Origin of the sequence: Gloeothece verrucosa PCC 7822, from assembly GCF_000147335.1 — a bacterium.
Classification (GTDB): Bacteria; Cyanobacteriota; Cyanobacteriia; order Cyanobacteriales; family Microcystaceae; genus Gloeothece; species Gloeothece verrucosa.
On record NC_014501.1, the window covers coordinates 3,825,349 to 3,842,482 of the forward strand.

General features: G+C 39.7%; 16 protein-coding genes. 6 read left to right on the forward strand and 10 right to left on the reverse strand.

Features of this window, described 5'->3' with window-relative positions; genetic code table 11:
• The first annotated feature begins 203 nt into the window (after positions 1-203).
• Positions 204-1,037: a 1,4-dihydroxy-2-naphthoyl-CoA synthase gene (menB, locus tag CYAN7822_RS16865; protein WP_013323469.1), complete on the forward strand. Its 834-nt coding sequence runs from the start codon at positions 204-206 to the stop codon at positions 1,035-1,037.
• A 204-nt stretch (positions 1,038-1,241) separates the two neighbouring features.
• Here the strand turns inward: menB and CYAN7822_RS16870 are convergent, their stop codons facing one another.
• On the reverse strand, positions 1,242-1,523 hold the full coding sequence (locus CYAN7822_RS16870; protein ID WP_013323470.1) for a hypothetical protein: 282 nt from the start codon (positions 1,521-1,523) through the stop codon (positions 1,242-1,244).
• Positions 1,524-1,892: 369 nt separating this feature from the next.
• Entirely contained in the window at positions 1,893-2,462 is a 570-nt protein-coding gene (locus tag CYAN7822_RS16875) for a DciA family protein (RefSeq protein ID WP_013323471.1), read from the reverse strand.
• A 69-nt stretch (positions 2,463-2,531) separates the two neighbouring features.
• Between CYAN7822_RS16875 and CYAN7822_RS16880 the strand changes: the two genes are divergently transcribed.
• The 5 genes from CYAN7822_RS16880 (at position 2,532) to CYAN7822_RS16900 (ending at position 6,974) form a co-directional block, all read left to right on the forward strand.
• Entirely contained in the window at positions 2,532-3,536 is a 1,005-nt protein-coding gene (locus tag CYAN7822_RS16880; RefSeq protein ID WP_013323472.1) for a hypothetical protein, read from the forward strand.
• A gap of 36 nt (positions 3,537-3,572) precedes the next feature.
• The gene (locus CYAN7822_RS16885) at positions 3,573-4,247 is read left to right on the forward strand and encodes a PspA/IM30 family protein (RefSeq protein WP_013323473.1); all 675 of its coding nucleotides are present in this window, start codon (positions 3,573-3,575) and stop codon (positions 4,245-4,247) included.
• A 235-nt stretch (positions 4,248-4,482) separates the two neighbouring features.
• Entirely contained in the window at positions 4,483-5,274 is a 792-nt protein-coding gene (locus CYAN7822_RS16890; protein ID WP_013323474.1) for a PspA/IM30 family protein, read from the forward strand.
• 143 nt (positions 5,275-5,417) lie between these two features.
• Positions 5,418-5,744 carry a thioredoxin family protein gene (locus CYAN7822_RS16895; protein WP_013323475.1) on the forward strand — a complete coding sequence of 109 codons (327 nt, stop codon included), beginning with the start codon at positions 5,418-5,420 and terminating at the stop codon, positions 5,742-5,744.
• 63 nt (positions 5,745-5,807) lie between these two features.
• A complete protein-coding gene (locus CYAN7822_RS16900) occupies positions 5,808-6,974 on the forward strand; it encodes an LL-diaminopimelate aminotransferase (RefSeq protein ID WP_013323476.1) in 1,167 nt (388 codons plus the stop codon).
• 11 nt (positions 6,975-6,985) lie between these two features.
• Here the strand turns inward: CYAN7822_RS16900 and CYAN7822_RS16905 are convergent, their stop codons facing one another.
• The 8 genes from CYAN7822_RS16905 to hoxU all read right to left on the reverse strand — a co-directional run bounded on the left by CYAN7822_RS16905 (position 6,986) and on the right by hoxU (position 17,093).
• Entirely contained in the window at positions 6,986-7,699 is a 714-nt protein-coding gene (locus CYAN7822_RS16905) for a rubrerythrin family protein (protein ID WP_013323477.1), read from the reverse strand.
• A gap of 242 nt (positions 7,700-7,941) precedes the next feature.
• Positions 7,942-9,612 carry a phosphatidylglycerol lysyltransferase domain-containing protein gene (locus tag CYAN7822_RS16910; RefSeq protein ID WP_013323478.1) on the reverse strand — a complete coding sequence of 557 codons (1,671 nt, stop codon included), beginning with the start codon at positions 9,610-9,612 and terminating at the stop codon, positions 7,942-7,944.
• A gap of 26 nt (positions 9,613-9,638) precedes the next feature.
• Positions 9,639-10,568 (reverse strand): alpha/beta hydrolase, encoded by a 930-nt coding sequence (locus CYAN7822_RS16915; RefSeq protein ID WP_013323479.1) that lies wholly within the window; start codon positions 10,566-10,568, stop codon positions 9,639-9,641.
• A gap of 46 nt (positions 10,569-10,614) precedes the next feature.
• Complete coding sequence (locus CYAN7822_RS16920; protein WP_013323480.1) at positions 10,615-11,433, reverse strand: alpha/beta fold hydrolase; 819 nt, start codon at positions 11,431-11,433, stop codon at positions 10,615-10,617.
• Between the two features lie 260 nt (positions 11,434-11,693).
• Positions 11,694-13,118, reverse strand: a complete 1,425-nt coding sequence (locus tag CYAN7822_RS16925; RefSeq protein WP_013323481.1) for a Ni/Fe hydrogenase subunit alpha — start codon at positions 13,116-13,118, stop codon at positions 11,694-11,696.
• Between the two features lie 248 nt (positions 13,119-13,366).
• Positions 13,367-15,544: a hypothetical protein gene (locus CYAN7822_RS34645; protein ID WP_013323482.1), complete on the reverse strand. Its 2,178-nt coding sequence runs from the start codon at positions 15,542-15,544 to the stop codon at positions 13,367-13,369.
• Between the two features lie 179 nt (positions 15,545-15,723).
• Positions 15,724-16,272 (reverse strand): NADH-quinone oxidoreductase subunit B family protein, encoded by a 549-nt coding sequence (locus tag CYAN7822_RS16935; RefSeq protein ID WP_013323483.1) that lies wholly within the window; start codon positions 16,270-16,272, stop codon positions 15,724-15,726.
• A gap of 104 nt (positions 16,273-16,376) precedes the next feature.
• Positions 16,377-17,093, reverse strand: a complete 717-nt coding sequence (gene hoxU, locus CYAN7822_RS16940) for a bidirectional hydrogenase complex protein HoxU (protein ID WP_013323484.1) — start codon at positions 17,091-17,093, stop codon at positions 16,377-16,379.
• Between the last annotated feature and the right edge of the window lie 41 nt (positions 17,094-17,134).

A 17,134-nucleotide genomic window follows, 5' to 3' on the forward strand; every position in this document is an offset into this window, starting at 1 on the left:
CTAACATTTCTCTGTCTTTAGCAGTATTTTTTTACAAAAAATTAAGATTTTCCCGCATCAGTCATCAGCCAAGAGAATGAACTTTTTTGACCCTGTCGGAAATTTATTTAACGATTCACTGTTCATCGGCTGTCCCGAAATAAGGTAAGATTGCCAAAGTTGTCGAAACATAACCTAATTATTCAATTAGCAGTGGTTTTAACATGATAGTTGCCTGGCAAACTGCCAAAACCTACGAAGACATTCTGTATCACAAGTGGGATGGGATCGCCAAAATTACTATTAACCGTCCCCACAAACGGAATGCTTTCCGTCCAAAAACCGTGTTTGAATTGTATGATGCTTTTTGTGATGCTCGAGAAGATCAAAAAATCGGAGTGATTCTTTTAACGGGTGCCGGACCTCACACTGATGGAAAATACGCCTTTTGTTCCGGCGGGGATCAAAGTGTCAGAGGGGATGCCGGTTATATTGGTGATGACGGTGTACCTCGTTTGAATGTGCTTGATTTACAGCGCCTCATTCGTTCTTTACCGAAAGTCGTTATTGCTTTAGTCGCTGGTTATGCCATCGGAGGAGGTCATGTTTTACATCTGATCTGTGACCTAACAATTGCCGCCGATAATGCCATTTTTGGACAAACAGGACCTAAAGTCGGGAGTTTTGACGGCGGTTTTGGGGCTAGTTATCTGGCTCGCATTGTGGGACAAAAAAAAGCCAGAGAAATTTGGTTTCTCTGTCGTCAATATACTGCCGAACAAGCTTTAGAGATGGGGCTAGTTAATTGTGTTGTTCCCATCGAACAATTAGAAACTGAAGGCATTCAATGGGCAAAAGAAATCTTAGAAAAAAGTCCTCTGGCAATTCGTTGTCTCAAAGCCGCTTTTAATGCTGACTGTGATGGACAAGCTGGTTTACAGGAACTTGCGGGCAATGCTACCTTACTTTTTTATATGACTGAAGAAGGCGCAGAGGGGAAACAAGCCTTTTTAGACAAACGACCTCCCGATTTTAGTCAATATCCTTGGCTCCCCTAACTTTAGTCATTAGTTAATAGTCATTAGTTAATAGTCATCAGTTATTGGTCATTAATTAGTTATTATTGATGGATGAAAGAGCGGCTAATAACTATTGACTGTGGCAAGAATTTTTAACAATCTTTGAAAATCTTACTATTAATATCTTTTTTTCGTTTCGTAGTGAGATTGATTCAAGTCAAAAGGTTAAAACAACCATTTTACTTAGGCAATAACTGTTTGTTTAGTTGCCGAAACCTTTGCTGTTTGAGCAGACTCAACTGGCGTAGTTTTACCAGAACAGGTTAAAGTCAATGATTTTTCCAAATGTACCACTTCTCCTATAGTTTCCCAAGCCGATACAAAAGGATGAGCCGCTAATGAGCAAGCTTTCCAATTAGATTGAACGGGAACTCCCAACTGTTGGCACGTCCCACCCCGACGACCTTGACTTTTGTAATACCGACAGCACCGACAAGAAGAAGTTAAAAAAGTGGCTGTGTTCATAGGATGCTCTCGAAAAATAGTTTTTTATCTTAAGCGGTTGATTAGCTATATATTTATTTTCCTCTAGTCATCTCTAGCTCTATCGTGGCTGAACCTGTTATTCTATATATATTTCAGTGATCCCCGTAGCGATTAACATATTTATGTTTTTTTTATAATTGCTTTACAAAAAGAAACAGATTCGAGCTTTACAAGTTTTTTAACATAGCCGGCAATAAGTAAAGTTAGCTACGATTTTCCATAAACCTTGAGGGATCAATATAAATAGAGATAAAAAGCAAACCATTCTTAACTAGAATCCAACTGAATCGGTCAAAACCTTTTTATATTAACGTAATAATTTTTTAAAAAATATAAGATTAAGAAACCTTAAGTAGTCCATTCTTTGGTAGCACAATAAGAACAGACAGACCAACGTTGTAGTTCACCCCTAGGGGTAGGACAATGACAAGAAGGACAAAGGGGAAGATGCTGATGGTTTTGTTGCATTTTTTGTACCCAATGTTCAAAAACCGCTTGGGGATCATCACTCAAACTCGGGGATTGTTCAGGTTTGATTAAGTCTTGCTCGCGGCTAACAAAAGAAGGATGTTGCTCTCTTAGATTAGCTTGAGCCTGGTCCTCACCGTCATCTATCTGAAGAGAGTTGTACCAAGAAGCCGGAGAAAAGCGTATATCACTAAGAGGTTCAGACAACTGAGCATTAAGTTTTTTCAATAAAGAGTAACGCATAAGAGATAAATTTTGTGCCCAAGCTGAACTCGAAGTAGCGACCCACAACACTTGTCGCTGGACAAACAAAGGACGGGTATGAGCAGCCACCCTAGAACCGACTAGAGTTGACCAACACCGTTGGATGTGGCGATATAGCCGCACCATTTCCCAGCCGGGCTGCTGTTCAACAAAATTAATAATCTCACTGATAGACTCAAAGGACATAGCGACATTCCTGGGATACACTGAACAACAAGACCTGTTGATAGGTCTTTTTCGGTTGAGGAGTAAATTATGAACCAGAGTCAACATCCATCTGCCAGTCTACCTGGCCAATCATCTAAGCTACCAGATTCCGAGACAGTCGTTAGTATCGTTCATCACTCAAACAGAAAAACGCAAAAAGACGATGAATTAGTAGCCATTGTGGAACACCCCTCTTTGCTAGGAGAGTATGAAGTAACGGGAAGCTACGAACCCCCGAATAACCCCATCGAAAAACAATGGTTAGAACAACTGCTTACGCCTTGGGGCCTCGGCGCTATATTCATCTTATTAACTGCCAATATGCTTTTAAGTTGGTCCCAGTGGTCAAGCCAAAAACACCTAGCTCAAAGCCATCCTGAATCTAACCGGATATCTCAGCCGCTATCCCCCACGAGTGCCCTCAATTCCACAAGAGAAACTTCAAAAAATTTAAGCTTAGATCAGCTAAGTGTGTTATCAGTGCCCGACTCATCAGCCACGCGCATATCCCCTAGCTTAAACCTCAATTCTCAGACCATCAAGAAAACTGAAGCCCCAAAAACCAGCACCTCTTCACGGCCCATACAGACTGCTACGCCAAAAGCGGCATCTAATTTAACCAACGCTTTATTGCCGCCTTCTTTACAGCCTTCACTGGTTCAAACCTATCCGCCGGTGCTTCCGAATTCTGGTGAGACTGTATCGGTTCCCGTGATGCCAGCCAGCCAGTCGGGAACTCCTTCGGTCCCCCAGCCTCAAACGGTTGCTCCTCCTGTGAAAGCGGCTGTGTCTCCCGCCCCGGTAGCCAATCCCCCCAACCAAAAAGCTCAACAAGCGCAATTAGACCGAGAGCGTATGCTTGAACAAATACGTGCCCAGCAAGAAAACGTTACGCCTTTAGGATTTAATCATAGAATCCGAGCTAAACTCAGAGCCACAGAAAATAAGCAAGATCCCTCTCAATTAATGGAGCAATTGCAACAATTACAACAGCAAAAAATCGAGGAAAGCCGTACCGTAAACTCCGGACCAACAAACAAACCTATACCTTAAAATTATGTAGAGGCTTTACGGAAGGAGGGAACCATTATGGGCTGGCTAGATCGTCTTGGGCAAACCATTCGCGCCAACATCAACAGTTTAATTCAGGAGTCCCAAGATCCCGAAAAAATGCTCGAAGAGATGGTTTTAACTCTCGAACAAGAGTTAATCCGAATGCGGCAAGGGTTAGCAGAAGCGATTGCTAATTTTAAACGAACCGAACGAGAAGCTCAAAAACATCTCTTGGCCGCCCAAACTTGGTATGAGCGTGCCCAATTCGCCCTCAGCCAGAACAATGAAAACCTAGCTCGTCAAGCCCTGGTTAAATGGCAAAGTTATCAAAATACTGCCCAAACCTTTGAAACTCAAATCGAGCAACAAAGCGAGATCATCAAGAAACTGAAACAAAATTTACGAGAATTAGAGGAAAAATATTCACAAATAAAATCTCAAAAAAGCCTTTATATTGCTAGGTTAAAATCCGCCTTGGCATCTCAAAAAATGAATGAGATCATGGGCAATGTTAACAACGGCAAGATAACAACTGTATTTGAGCGGCTCGAGTCGAAAATTTTAGAACTCGAAGCCCATTCAGAATTAATTACCCCTGATGACGATCCTTTAGAAAGTCAATTTGCTGCTCTCGAAGGAGAAAAAATCGAAGCAGAATTGCTCAAGATGAAAAGCCAAAAAAACTCCGGACAGGAAACAGGGAATAGGTAATAGAGATTGATACACCCTTGCTTAAAAGAGTGGTTGCGCTTCGGGCTGCTTTGCCGGATTGATAATTGACGCTCTGAGGTTCTGAGTGAACCATTGGCTCATCCTCTAGTTGTGTCAAACTAGATATAGGTAAAGCCTTGGTAGTATGGTAATAACCCTGCTAATTATTTCTCTCTTTAGCTCCGACAAGAGCGTACTTTAAAAATAAACTTCTAAATAAAGGATAGTCAGCGTCATGGGATTATTTGATCGTCTAGGCCGAGTAGTTAGAGCCAATCTCAACGATTTAGTCAGCAAAGCTGAAGACCCAGAAAAAGTTCTGGAACAAGCCGTTATTGATATGCAAGAAGACTTGGTACAGCTACGCCAAGCCGTTGCTCGCTCTATTGCTGAACAAAAAAGATCTGAACAACAATATAATCAAAATCAATCAGAAGCTAATAAATGGGAACAACGAGCTAAACTAGCCCTCTCGAAAGGCGATGAAACCCTAGCTCGGGAAGCCTTAACCCGTAAAAAATCCTTTGCAGAAACAGCCGCAGTCCTAAAACAACAGCTAGAGCAGCAAACCTCCACCGTTGACCAACTCAAAAGGAACTTAGTAGCTTTAGAAAGCAAAATTTCTGAAGCTAAAACTAAGAAAAATATGCTGCAAGCTCGCGCTAAAGCCGCTAAAGCTAATGAACAACTCCAAAGCACCCTGAGTAACATTGGCACTAGCAGTGCGATGAGTGCCTTTGAGCGCATGGAACAAAAGGTACTAGAACAAGAAGCCAAATCTCAAGCCGTTGGAGAATTAGCCGGAAACGGGTTAGAAGAACAGTTTCGGATGTTAGAAGGGGGTAGTGATGTAGATGATGAATTAGCACTGCTAAAAGCTCAAGTCCAAGGAGAAGCAAAAGCCTTACCTGGTCCTGTAACAGATAAAGCTTTACCTCAATCAACCTCTAGTCAATCTTCAACTTCCTCTAATTCAGTGGTTGATGCTGAATTAGAAGACCTGCGTCGCCAGATAGATAATCTATAGTCAGCAATCAATAACAATCAGTGATACAGTTATCAGTGAACCAGAAACAGTTATCAGCGATAATGATTTACTGATTGGTAACGGGTGCAAGCAAGAGTGCCCTAAAAAACTGATAACTGACGACTGATTGAAGGAGTAACCCCGTGAGCAGCGTTATTAAAATCACAGACGCTCTGTTTGAGCAAGAAGTGTTCAATAGTGAGCAACCGGTTTTAGTTTATTTTTGGGCTTCGTGGTGTGGGCCTTGTCGTTTGGTTTCTCCCTCAATTGATTGGATAGCCGAAACCTACGGTGATCGCTTAAAAGTAGTTAAACTAGAAGTCGATCCGAATCCCGATGCAAGGTCTAAATGTAAAGTAGAAGGAGTGCCCGCCATTAGGTTGTTCAAAGACAAAGAACTTTTAGAGTCTTCTGAAGGCGCAATCAACAAACAACAACTCAAAACCCTAATTGATAATCATCTTAATTAGGAAATAAAGAGTGGCAAGCAGGGCAAATGACTAATGACTAATGACTAATGACTAATAACTAAAATGCTATTTGCCAAACGGTTAGAAACCCTTTCAACGAATGTATTTGCTGTAATGGACAGAGCAAAAGCCCAAGCCAGAGCCAACGGCAAAGAAATTATCGATTTATCTTTAGGTTCTTCTGACTTGCCGCCTAGCCGCCATGTCATCGCAGCCATTGAGCAGTCCTTACAGGATTCAAAAACTTATGGATACCTGTTATATCATGGGACACAGGCTTTCCGGGTTGCCGTTGCACAGTGGTATTCTAACCGGTTTGGCATCCCTGTCGACCCAGAAACCGAAGTTTTGTCTCTCATTGGTTCCCAAGAAGGAACTGCTCATTTACCCTTAGCCCTGTTAAATCCGGGAGACTTTGCTTTACTTCTCGATCCCGGTTATCCTTCCCACTATGGAGGGGTATATCTAGCCGGTGGTCAAATGTATCCCATGCCTTTAGCGGCAGAAAATGATTTTTTACCCGTTTTTGAAGATATTCCTAGCCCTGTTTTAGCCCAGGCCCGGATGATGGTGTTAAGTTATCCCCACAATCCTACCACTGCCACCGCGCCCCTAACTTTCTTCGAGAAAGCTGTCGCTTTTTGCCGAAAACATCAGATTGTTTTGGTTCACGATTTTCCTTATTGTGATATTTATTTTCAGGAGACGGCCCCTCCTCCTTCTATCTTGCAAGCTGATACTACTAAAGAAATCTCCATTGAGTTTTTTACCTTTTCTAAGTCCTACAATATGGGCGGATTTCGCATTGGTTTTGCCATCGGTAATGCTGAAATCATTAAAGCATTACAACAGATTAAAACCGTCGTTGACTTTAACCAATATCTGGGGATTTTAAATGGCGCGATCGCTGCGTTACAAGGTACTCAAGAACCTGTGATACAAACCGTTGCCACCTTTAAAAAACGTCGAGATGCTTTTATTGAAGCCTTGCATAGCATCGGCTGGCAAGTCCCCACTCCTAAAGCAACTATGTATGTTTGGGCAAAATTGCCTCCTCCTTGGACTGATAAATCAGTAGAATTTTGTACTCAATTAGCCTTAGCCACAGGGGTAGCGGTTTCTCCGGGTTCTGGGTTTGGGAAATCTGGAGAAGGCTATGTCAGATTTGCCCTAGTACAAGAACCCGAAGTTTTAAAAATTGCCGTCGAAAAAATAGCTAGTTTTCTGTAAACAGGAGTGTTTTAAGCCGCCACTTTTTCTTCTAGTAAGACAAAAGATTTCTTGCTGGCACCGCAGATCGGACAATGCCAATCTTCAGGAATCTCTTCAAACGGTGTACCCGCAGCAATACCCGAGTCAGGATCACCCACCACAGGGTCATAAATCATACTGCACACCCGACAGATCCACTTACGAGTGGCCGGATCGCTACCCGTTACGCGCTGATCCGGTTGTCCACCCTGTAAAACTTGAAGGGCCTCATTATAGCGATCCGCATGGTAATGTTCTACATTCACCAGCAACCCAAAAACATGAGCCGCTTGTTGAAATTGTTGGGCATGTTCAGCAGACTCTTGCGCTTGTGACTCAAATTCGGCGGCGGCTGACTCATCTTTATCTTCTTTAGCGGCAGCAGCAAACTCTGGATACATCGTGGTGTATTCATAAGTTTCGCCCTCAATTGCCAACTCCAAACAGCGAGCGGCTATTTTTTGTTTTTCTTCATCGCTTAAAGCGGCTGCATTAGTGACCACCAATTCAGGATGCAAGAGGGAAAAATGAGCAAAAGCGTGTTGTGTTTCTTGATTAGCTGTTTCTTTAAAGAGTTTAGATAACTCACTAAAGCCAAGCTTTTGCACCACATCAGCGAAAAATAAATATTTACGATTAGCCATCGACTCACCCCCAAAAGCCGCCTCTAAATTTTTTAGGGTGTTAGAGTTAGATAAATCCATTATGTTCTCCTGTCAATCAAATTTGGTGGTTTAAATAGACAAGCTTGTAAGATTGTCGCTTTTTTTGATCCTGAAATCTCTTATAACACAGTCTAGAGTTTTTTTCGAATTCGGCAATAATTAGTATTCTTTTACTATTGAGTTTTATCAATTTTTGTCTGGGTCTTGAAGTTATAAAAAATTTTCTAATGCTTTATTACAAATACGGGAAAGTAGAACCACTATCCTACTTAGGAACTTATTCATGAACCCGGTCTAAAATAATCCCATAAACGATCCCCAGAATCAACCCTAATCAAAGCCACCACTATATCAGCTAATGTAGCCGTTCCCGGATAAATCAGGTAGCGCGGCTCCCAACGGGGATTAAACTTATCTTTAAAACTATGTAATCCTTGAAAATTATAAAACTGATTTAAATGCTTATATAAATAACTCAAAACTTTTTCTAAACGCGGGGATAATTGAGTCTGTCCTAACCCTGCTAGGGCTGACAATCCTAAATTAAATCCGTCATAACCTCTTTCTTTATAGGCTTGAAATAAACCAATAAATAAAAAATCCATCGTTCCGTTTTCCACTTCAGCCTTTCTTCGCATTAAATCATTAGTAATTTCATTGGTTTGATATTCAGGAATCATATTACAAAAGGCCGTTATTTCTCCTTTTTCTGTTTCCACTGTAACTATTTCACAATTTTTTAGATAATCTTCATCAAACCAGCCTACTGAAAACTTTTTTTCGGCTCCCTGCATCATTTTTAACCATTCATCACTAATATTTCGCAATTTTTTGAGTAAATCATCTTCAATCGGTGGGGGATAAAATTGAATTTTGTATCCTAATTTAGTCATGCGATTCATCGCGGTTCTTAAATTTTTTCCTGCTTTCCCCTGTAAGCTAAAGGTTTGTAGATTGACAATGGCTTCTTCTCCAATTTTAAGCACTTTAAAACCTAGGGAGCGATATAACTCTAAATAATCGGGTAAAGTTTGATAAAAAGCGGGATACCAGTCATTTTCTTGACAGAATTGTTGAAAACCAATGATAACTTCTTTTTTATCCTCGGGCGGGCCAATGGGATCTCCTAGGGCGATCGCTCCTCGTCCTTTAGGCACATAAGCGATCACACTACGCCCTGAAGGACTAAAATAATAAGCCTTATCGGGTAATAAAGCCAAAGGCGCTAAAGAAGAACATCCATACTGTTCGAGGATAGCTTGTGCCCGTTGCCTTTCGGCAGGGGTAGCCGGCACCCCTCGCAGTAAAACAGGACGCATGAGCATAAATAGCGCAAATAACAGGGTTATTGTGCCTACTGTATAAATAGAATCAGCGAAAAAACTACCAAATTTTGTAGCGGGTTGTAGCCTAGCATTATCATCGGTAAAAAACATCGCCAGGGTTTGATTGATGGCATCCGAGAAACTAAAATTGACATGAAAATGAGAATCAAGCCAATAAAAGCCAATGGTTCCGTAAGCCAGAGTAAATAACAATGCTCCCATTAACATTCTTACGCCTTGGGCGAGGGAAGGGGCATCAGAACGCGCGGTATAAACATTCCGCATGAGAACCAGTTGGATCAGTAGGACGAAAGCTAATAGACTTTCTTCATAGTCAAGTCCTTTAATTAAATGGGACACAATAGAAATAATCAATAAAACAATGGCTAGTAACCAGGCAACCCGTTTTCGCCTCAATAAATTAGTAGCCAGACTCAATAAGAAAAAACCCGTCAGGGCAGCAAATAAATGGCCATAAGAGCGCACCTCAAAGGGAAAAATCGCTTTTAACCAATGAGTGCGGGCTTGTATATTTGGAGTAACGGCAGAGAGTAGATTAACAACACCGACGAGTCCGGTTAATAAGGCTGCACTCCATATCCCAATTTTTGTACGTAAAGGTAACATTATTCATTTAATCAATAACGATTGAATTATAACCTAGAAGATTTAGAGAGTTGCTCAAGAGCCGATTTAAATTGTTGACCGACATAAGATAAAGAATCAACGGCGTGTTTATGAAAATAATTCCATCCGTAATCGGGTCCTGATAATCCATGACCTCCCGGAAAAGCATAAAATACATTTTCTATGCCTAATCGCTGTAAAGTTTGATGAAACTGTTGAGTTGAGGCGAGAAGATCGCTATCGGATTTGCCGGCATCTAAATAAACCCGCAAGGGAATCAGGTCACTTTTAGGCAGTTTTTGGATAAACAGATTGGGACTGTTAGCCGCTCCTGTAGTATCAGTAAAATAGCCGCTATGGCTAAAGAGAATATGGAAATTATTGAGATGACGTAATCCAATATTAAAGGCTCCCCATCCTCCTGAAGAGAGTCCCCCAAGGGCCCAAAATTGAGGTTGATTTAAGGTGCGGTAGCGAGATTTAACCTCTTGAACTAATTCTGAACCAATTAATGTTCCGAGTTTTCCATTAGCACCATCAAAATATTGTGGGTCCCATAAGGCACTCGAGCCGCGATTATCATTGCCATCGGGAGTAATAATAATTGAATAGGGGAGTTTTTTCTCTTGATAAAGTTGGTGCAGGACGGGAATAATGCCATATTTATCTGCCCAGGCGCGAGCATCATCATGTCCCCCATGCAAGAGAAAAATCACGGGATAGCGTTGGTTGGTATTTTGATGATAATTTGGGGGTAAGATAACACCGTATTGACGGGTTTTTCCCATAGCCACTGATTTAAAACTTTCTAGTTGAAAGGTCATGTCTGTGCCTTGGGCGCTAACATCTGGCGGGTCAAATTGGGGAGCGCCTGCGATGAAAACATACCAGTAACCTAGCCCCCCAAAACCTAAAAAAAATCCTGTGGCAATTGCTAATAGTTTAGAGATTTTCATGTCTTTGTTTCTTCTTTAAGATGAATAAAAAATTGAAGAGAATTTGTTAATTATTATTTAATTTATTCAGAAAATTACAAATAGCTTCGTTGACTATTTCAGGATATTCAGCAATGACTAAATGCCCGGCTTGAGGTAAGTGTAATTGTTGACCTTGAGTAAAATGACTGGCTAATTCTTCTCCCATTGATTGGGTAAACATAGAGTCTTGTCCTCCACTGATGACTAAAACAGGTATTTGAAATTCAATGGGAGAATTATAACGTGCAAAAAAATTATATCCCCAAAAAATTTCTAAAGCTTTATAGGGTTCAAAGTTGGTTGGGACTGGACATTCATTTAAAAAACGTTCTAATATTTCGGTCATTTGAGGACTTGATAAACGGTTAGTGAGTTGTTGAATAAGTTTAAAATGGTAAAAATATCTTCCTCCCCAAGCTAAAAATTTCATTAAGGGAATTTCCCACCAAGGGGCCAGATCGTGAGTGCCGCCAGCAATTAAAATTAAAGCACTGGCTTGATGGTTTTTAGCCCATTCTAAACCGATAGGTACACCGTAGCTATGACAACATAAAATCGGGGATTTAATCTGAAAATGATTTAATAATCGCGTTAAATCTCGTTGATGTCGTCCGATAGAATAACGAGGATAAGGGGTAGACTGCCCATGTCCGGCTAAATCATAGGCTAAAACTTGCTGACCTTTTTGAGCAAAAAATTCGTATTGACAACGTAAATTATAGCGGTTTCCTAATCCTCCGTGAATAAACACTAGGGCGGGAGTATTACCTTTTTGGTGAGAGACTTGTAAAGATAGTCCCCGACGCAGAGAGATTAATTGTCCGCTTAATAGGTCTTCTTTCACTTTGATCCTAAAATCGTTTATAAGTATAATTCTAGACCTCAAAGGGTTTAACTGTTCATGAAAGATTAGTTCTCGGCCCGTATTGTTCCTTATATTAATTTCCCATTAAGTCGCATTTAATCGCTCTTTTCCAGCACCCCGAAAGGACAGAGTTAGCGGGGTAAAATTCTGAGAAAATTCTTAAAAATAAATAGAGAGAAAAGTTGTTTCCTCTCTAGGGTAAAGTTGACTGCAATAAGTTTTGAATCTAAGAGTACAATTTATCCTCGCCGCACTTCTTTAATTACCTTTCCATCGGCTGCCACTAATTCTATTTGTAGCGGCATTTGTCCGGCGGCGTGGGTAGAACAACTTAAACAAGGATCATAACAGCGAATGCCGGCTTCGACTCGGTTTAACATTCCTTCTGCAATTTGATCACCATGAATATAATGTTTAGCTATTTGAGTGACGGTTTTATTCATGGCTAAATTATTATTCCCAGTGGCAATAATGAGGTTAACTTTTTGAATGAGTCCATTTTCATCCACTAGGTAATGATGGAAAAGCGTACCTCTTGGCGCTTCACTGACTCCTATACCTTCTAAGTTGTTAATTCCGGCTTCAGCGCGAGTTCTAGGGGAGATAATATCAGGGTCTTCTACTAATCTTTCAATTCGTTCTAATGCGCCTAAAATCTCAATTAAACGGGCGTAGTGATAGAAGAAAGAAGAGGTTGCTACCCCACCGGCGCGATCACGGTATTCTTGTAATTCTCGGTCTGCTTCTGGCGTGCCAAAATGAGAACAGATATTTAATCTCGCTAAAGGTCCGACTCGATAGATTCCGTCAGGATATCCCATCGGTTTGTAGTAAGGGAATTTGAGATAAGACCATTTTTCCACAGACTCGCCGATGAAGTCTTGATAATTATCTTCACTGAGGTTATCGGCTACAATATTTCCCTGGCTATCGGTAAAGCGGATGTGTCCGCCGTAATGTTCCCATTCGCCATTTTTACCCACTAACCCCATAAATAAAGAGGGAAACTCACCAAAAGTTTTTACTTCGGTTTCTAAGTTATCTAGCAGTCTCTTAAATAGGTTGAGGGCAACATATAGGGTATCACGAGATTCGGGCAGGCGATCGCGTATCCATTGCCGCCCTTCTTCTGAGAGGGGATGACGAACACCTCCGGGGACTGCCCAAGCGGGGTGTATTTTTTTGGCTCCCAATAATTCAATGACTTGTTGTCCAAATTGTCTTAGACGGATGCCGCTTCTGGCAAGGTCTGGATCAGCCGCAATTAAGCCAAATACGTTACGCTGTGCGGGATCACTATCCCATCCTAATAAAAAGTCTGGACTGCTGAGGTGAAAGAAAGAGAGGGCGTGAGATTGGGTGATTTGGGCTAAATTCATTAAGCGGCGTAGTTTTTCGCCTGCGGGGGGAATTTGTACGGCTAGAATTTTGTCTCCGGTTTTGGCGGCGCATAGGAGATGACTGACTGGGCAAATTCCGCAAATTCGGGCAGTTATTCCAGACATTTCCCACATGGGGCGGCCTTCACAAAATTTCTCAAAACCTCGGTATTCTACGACATGAAAACGGGCATCTTCTACCTCTCCCGCGTCATCTAAAAATATAGATATTTTGGCGTGACCTTCGATGCGCGTCACGGGATCGATAACCACTGTTTTAGACATAAAATTTACCTTGAGTTTTTTTATACCTATTATTATTTTAGGACGAGGTTTATCAATTTTTCCTCGAGAAATTATTAAATAATGCTAATGTGTTCTTCATGATTTTCTTAGCCTAAAAGGTTCATTTTGATCATGAAGAGTTGTAAAGATAAAACGCTCTCTTCTATTTTTTTGTAGGTGGGGTCGAACCGCAGTGATACCCAACAGTATTTTTACGTTAGGCTTTGGGTTTTGTTCTTCTACCCAATTTACTGTTTAGAATTTTTTCTTTTATTTTTTAAATCTGCAAGATATTTTTTAGCCCAGGAATATCGATTTTGATAAAATTCAGCTAATTTAAGTTTTTGCTCGTCTTTAGCTTCAGGGAATTTAAGTTTTTGCTCATCTTTATATTTATTAAATATTCGTTTGATTTCTGCCTCTTGATCTTTAGGCGAATATCCTCGTTTTATAGCTTCATTAAACCAGTATTCACCACCAGAATAATTCCCTTCTTCAACACAAATTGCTCCCATTAAGGTATAAGGATGATAGCTTTTAGGGTAATATTCAATTGCTTTAAGAGCGCATTTTTCGCCTTCATGTAATTTACCAATATCTCGAAATGCTCCGCCGCGAGTGGTTAATAAGGCTGATTTAAGTTTATTTTCTTTGATTTTTTCAAAGTCGAGATTATCTGTTAGTTTTAAGGCTTTTTCGGGTTCTTCTGCACCACGCCAGTGACTACTCGCATTGGGTAAATTCCATTTATTTCCTGTGCGTTTGTACTCTTTTTCATAAAACTTAGCTTCTATAGAATTATATTTAAGCTTAATTTCTCTTGAAAATAAATTTTCTTCAGGAGTCCAGTAATCATCATATAAACTTCTATTTTGAGAAATTTTAGTTTCTTTTAACCAGCATATTTCTATTTCCTCTAATCTTTCCTCTCGTTCTAGTTTTTGTAAAATTTTATATAAGAGATTAGATAATGACTTTTCTCGATAGCTAGATACATCATATTTATTTTTAAGCTTTAAAAAATGTTTTTCTTGAGTAAAAATAAGTACATTTTCATAGCCATTTTCCTTAATCCAATTTAATTCAGCTTCATTAAGCACTTGAGAGGCTTCGATTTTAGACATTAAATAATTAGCATATTTGTCAAGAGCTATCTGTATTGTCTGAGTTAATTTATGCTTTTTTAAAAAATTTATATCAGATTGATTTAATTGATTTTTGGTTTCAAGAATTTGTAAAACTCGGTAAAGATGACAATCAGGGGATGAATCTTCATAGACAGTTGCTTTATATTTAATTTTGAACAGAGCAAATTCTAGTTTATTTTTTGAATTCTCGTCTAGGATTTTTATGCCTATAAAATCATGCTGCTTGAGCCAATCTCTATCTGCTTGACTATATTGCTCTATTATATATTCATCTTTAAGTTGCTCTAGATGCTTTTCTTTAACTAGATCAATGGTTTGGGTTAGATTTCGTTTTTTCAAAAACTTAAAATCAGATTCATTTAATAAATTTCCTGACTCAAGATTTTTCAAAACTCGGTAAAGATGACAATTTGGTGATGTATCTTCATACTCAGTTGCTTTATATCGAATTTTTAAAAGAGCAAATTCTTTTTTATTTTCAAGTTCTTGTATAATGGCTAGTGTTTCTTTTAATTCATGCTGCTGTAACCAATTTATCTCAGTTGGATTTAAAGACTGTTCTTGGTCTAATTTTTGTAAAATTGAGTAGAGAGAACTTTCAGGCGAGAAATCTTGATATTGAGTGGCATTATATTTAGATTTAAGTTGACAAAAATGGGCTATTCTTGCATCTTCTTGTTTTTGGTAAATTGCTAAAGTCTCTAATAAATTTTGCTTTTTTAGCCAATTGATATCTGAATCACTTAAGCGCTGTTCTTTCTCAATTTTTTTTAGAATTAAATAGAGATGACTATCTAGAGATAAAGTTTTATAGTCATTAGCAAAGTATTTTTCTTTGAGAATACAAAACTCATTAATTTCCTCAATAATTTCTAGAGTTTCAGTTTGTTTGTGAGAACGAAGAAAGTCAAGATCGGCGGTGGTTAATAAGTTGTCAGAGTCAAGCTTGCATAATATAAACATTAAAGAGGAATTAATAGTATGAGCGAGAGTTCCTTTGATTTTATATTTAGAAATATAGTATTTTGAAATTTTATTATTATATAAACTTATTTGATCTCTTATTTTTTGTTCTTGCAGAATAATATTCATCGTTTTTAAAAAATTCTGCTCTTGTAGCCACATCCATTCCCCATCTAAAAGTTGTTTGTTTAAATCAGCTTTTGAGAGGATAAAATACAGCACATGGGAATTAGAATGCTCACCAGTGGCTTCATATCTTACTTTTAAATTTTCAAAATATTGTTGTTGTTCTTGAGAAAGTTTACTCGTTGCCATAGCCAATAGTAAATAGTAAATAGTGAATTGCTAGTTATAACATTCCCTCACTACTGACTATTACTAATCAGTTTTAACAAAACTTAATCATTTCTTATCTTCTTGCCCCCCAAAAGGGGGGTAGGCGGGATTAAGTAGAGGTTAAAGGTGTTTTTTCCTGTTTCCTCTAACCTTTTTATTTAACCAAACTTAATCATGTCTCGCCCTTTCATAGCTGGCATTTCTCCTTTTAGCAAAGGTTCAAGAGTAGCGCGGATACGCCTAGCATCGGGGGGACATCCGGGCATAAATAAATCTACAGGTATTACTTCATGAACCGGAGTAACTTTATCTAATAATTCAGGGACTATTCCGGGTTCATCAGGCAGTTGGCGAGTATCATCAGCTAACTCTAAATAACCCCGTTTTAAAACCGGTTCAGCACCGCCTTTTAACATATTTCGCATCGCCGGAACATTGGCAGTCACCGCACAATCTCCAAACGAGATGACTAACTTAGTATTTTTTCTCACCTGATAAATTAATTCTAAGTTGTCCTCATTAGCAATAGCCCCTTCTACCAAACAGACATCAACATTTTCCGGATAATCTTTGAGATCGGCGATGGGTGTATAAACCACCTCAACTTGTGCGGCTAAGTCTAATAGCCATTCATCCATATCCAGGAAGGACATATGACAGCCAGAACATCCGGCTAACCAAACTGTAGCAAATCTGATCTTGTTCATAATTTTAGTTATTAGTTATTAGTTGTCATTAGTCAGTAGTCAGTAGTTATTAGCCTTTCGCTGTTCTTTACTAAAGACTAAAAACTATTAACTAATGACTAAATTTATCTAGTCCATTGATGTTCGGTTCTCGCGTTAATGAGGAATTCTAACTTACTGCGATCGCGTTGTTTTTCCGATACGGTAGATCCTTTGCGGAAGATAGCCCCCGTTGGACAAGCATCCACACATTTACCGCAAGAAGTACAAGCAGACACCTCTCCCCAAGGTTGATTAAGTCCGGAGATAATTTTATCTCCTGCGCCTCGGTTGGCGACATCCCAGACGTGGGCCCCTTCTATTTCGTCACAGACTCTCACACAGCGAGTACACAACACACAACGGTTGTGATCGATGCCGAACATCGGATGAGAGACATCTATTTCTCGCCTTGGGAAACGATACTCAAAGCGAGTATGGTCCATTCCTACCTCTATGGCTAAATCTTGTAACTCACAATTCCCATTAGCGACACACACTGCACAAACATGATTTCCTTCAGCAAAGAGAAGTTCTACAATCATGCGGCGGTACTCTTGAAGTTTTGGAGTATTGGTATATACCACCATCTCCTCTGCTACCTCAGTCACACAAGCCGGCACCAATTTATTCCATCCCTGAACTTCCACCAAACACAGGCGACAAGCCGCCACTTCGGTAATACCCGGTAAATGACAAAGAGTAGGAATACGAATACCCCCCTGTTTAGCGGCTTCTAAAATCGTTGCACCTTGTTCAATAGCAATATGATTTCCATCAATAGTAAGCGTTCTAACAGACATAACCAATAATCTCCTTTATTTATCTTTTAAACCGATCATTC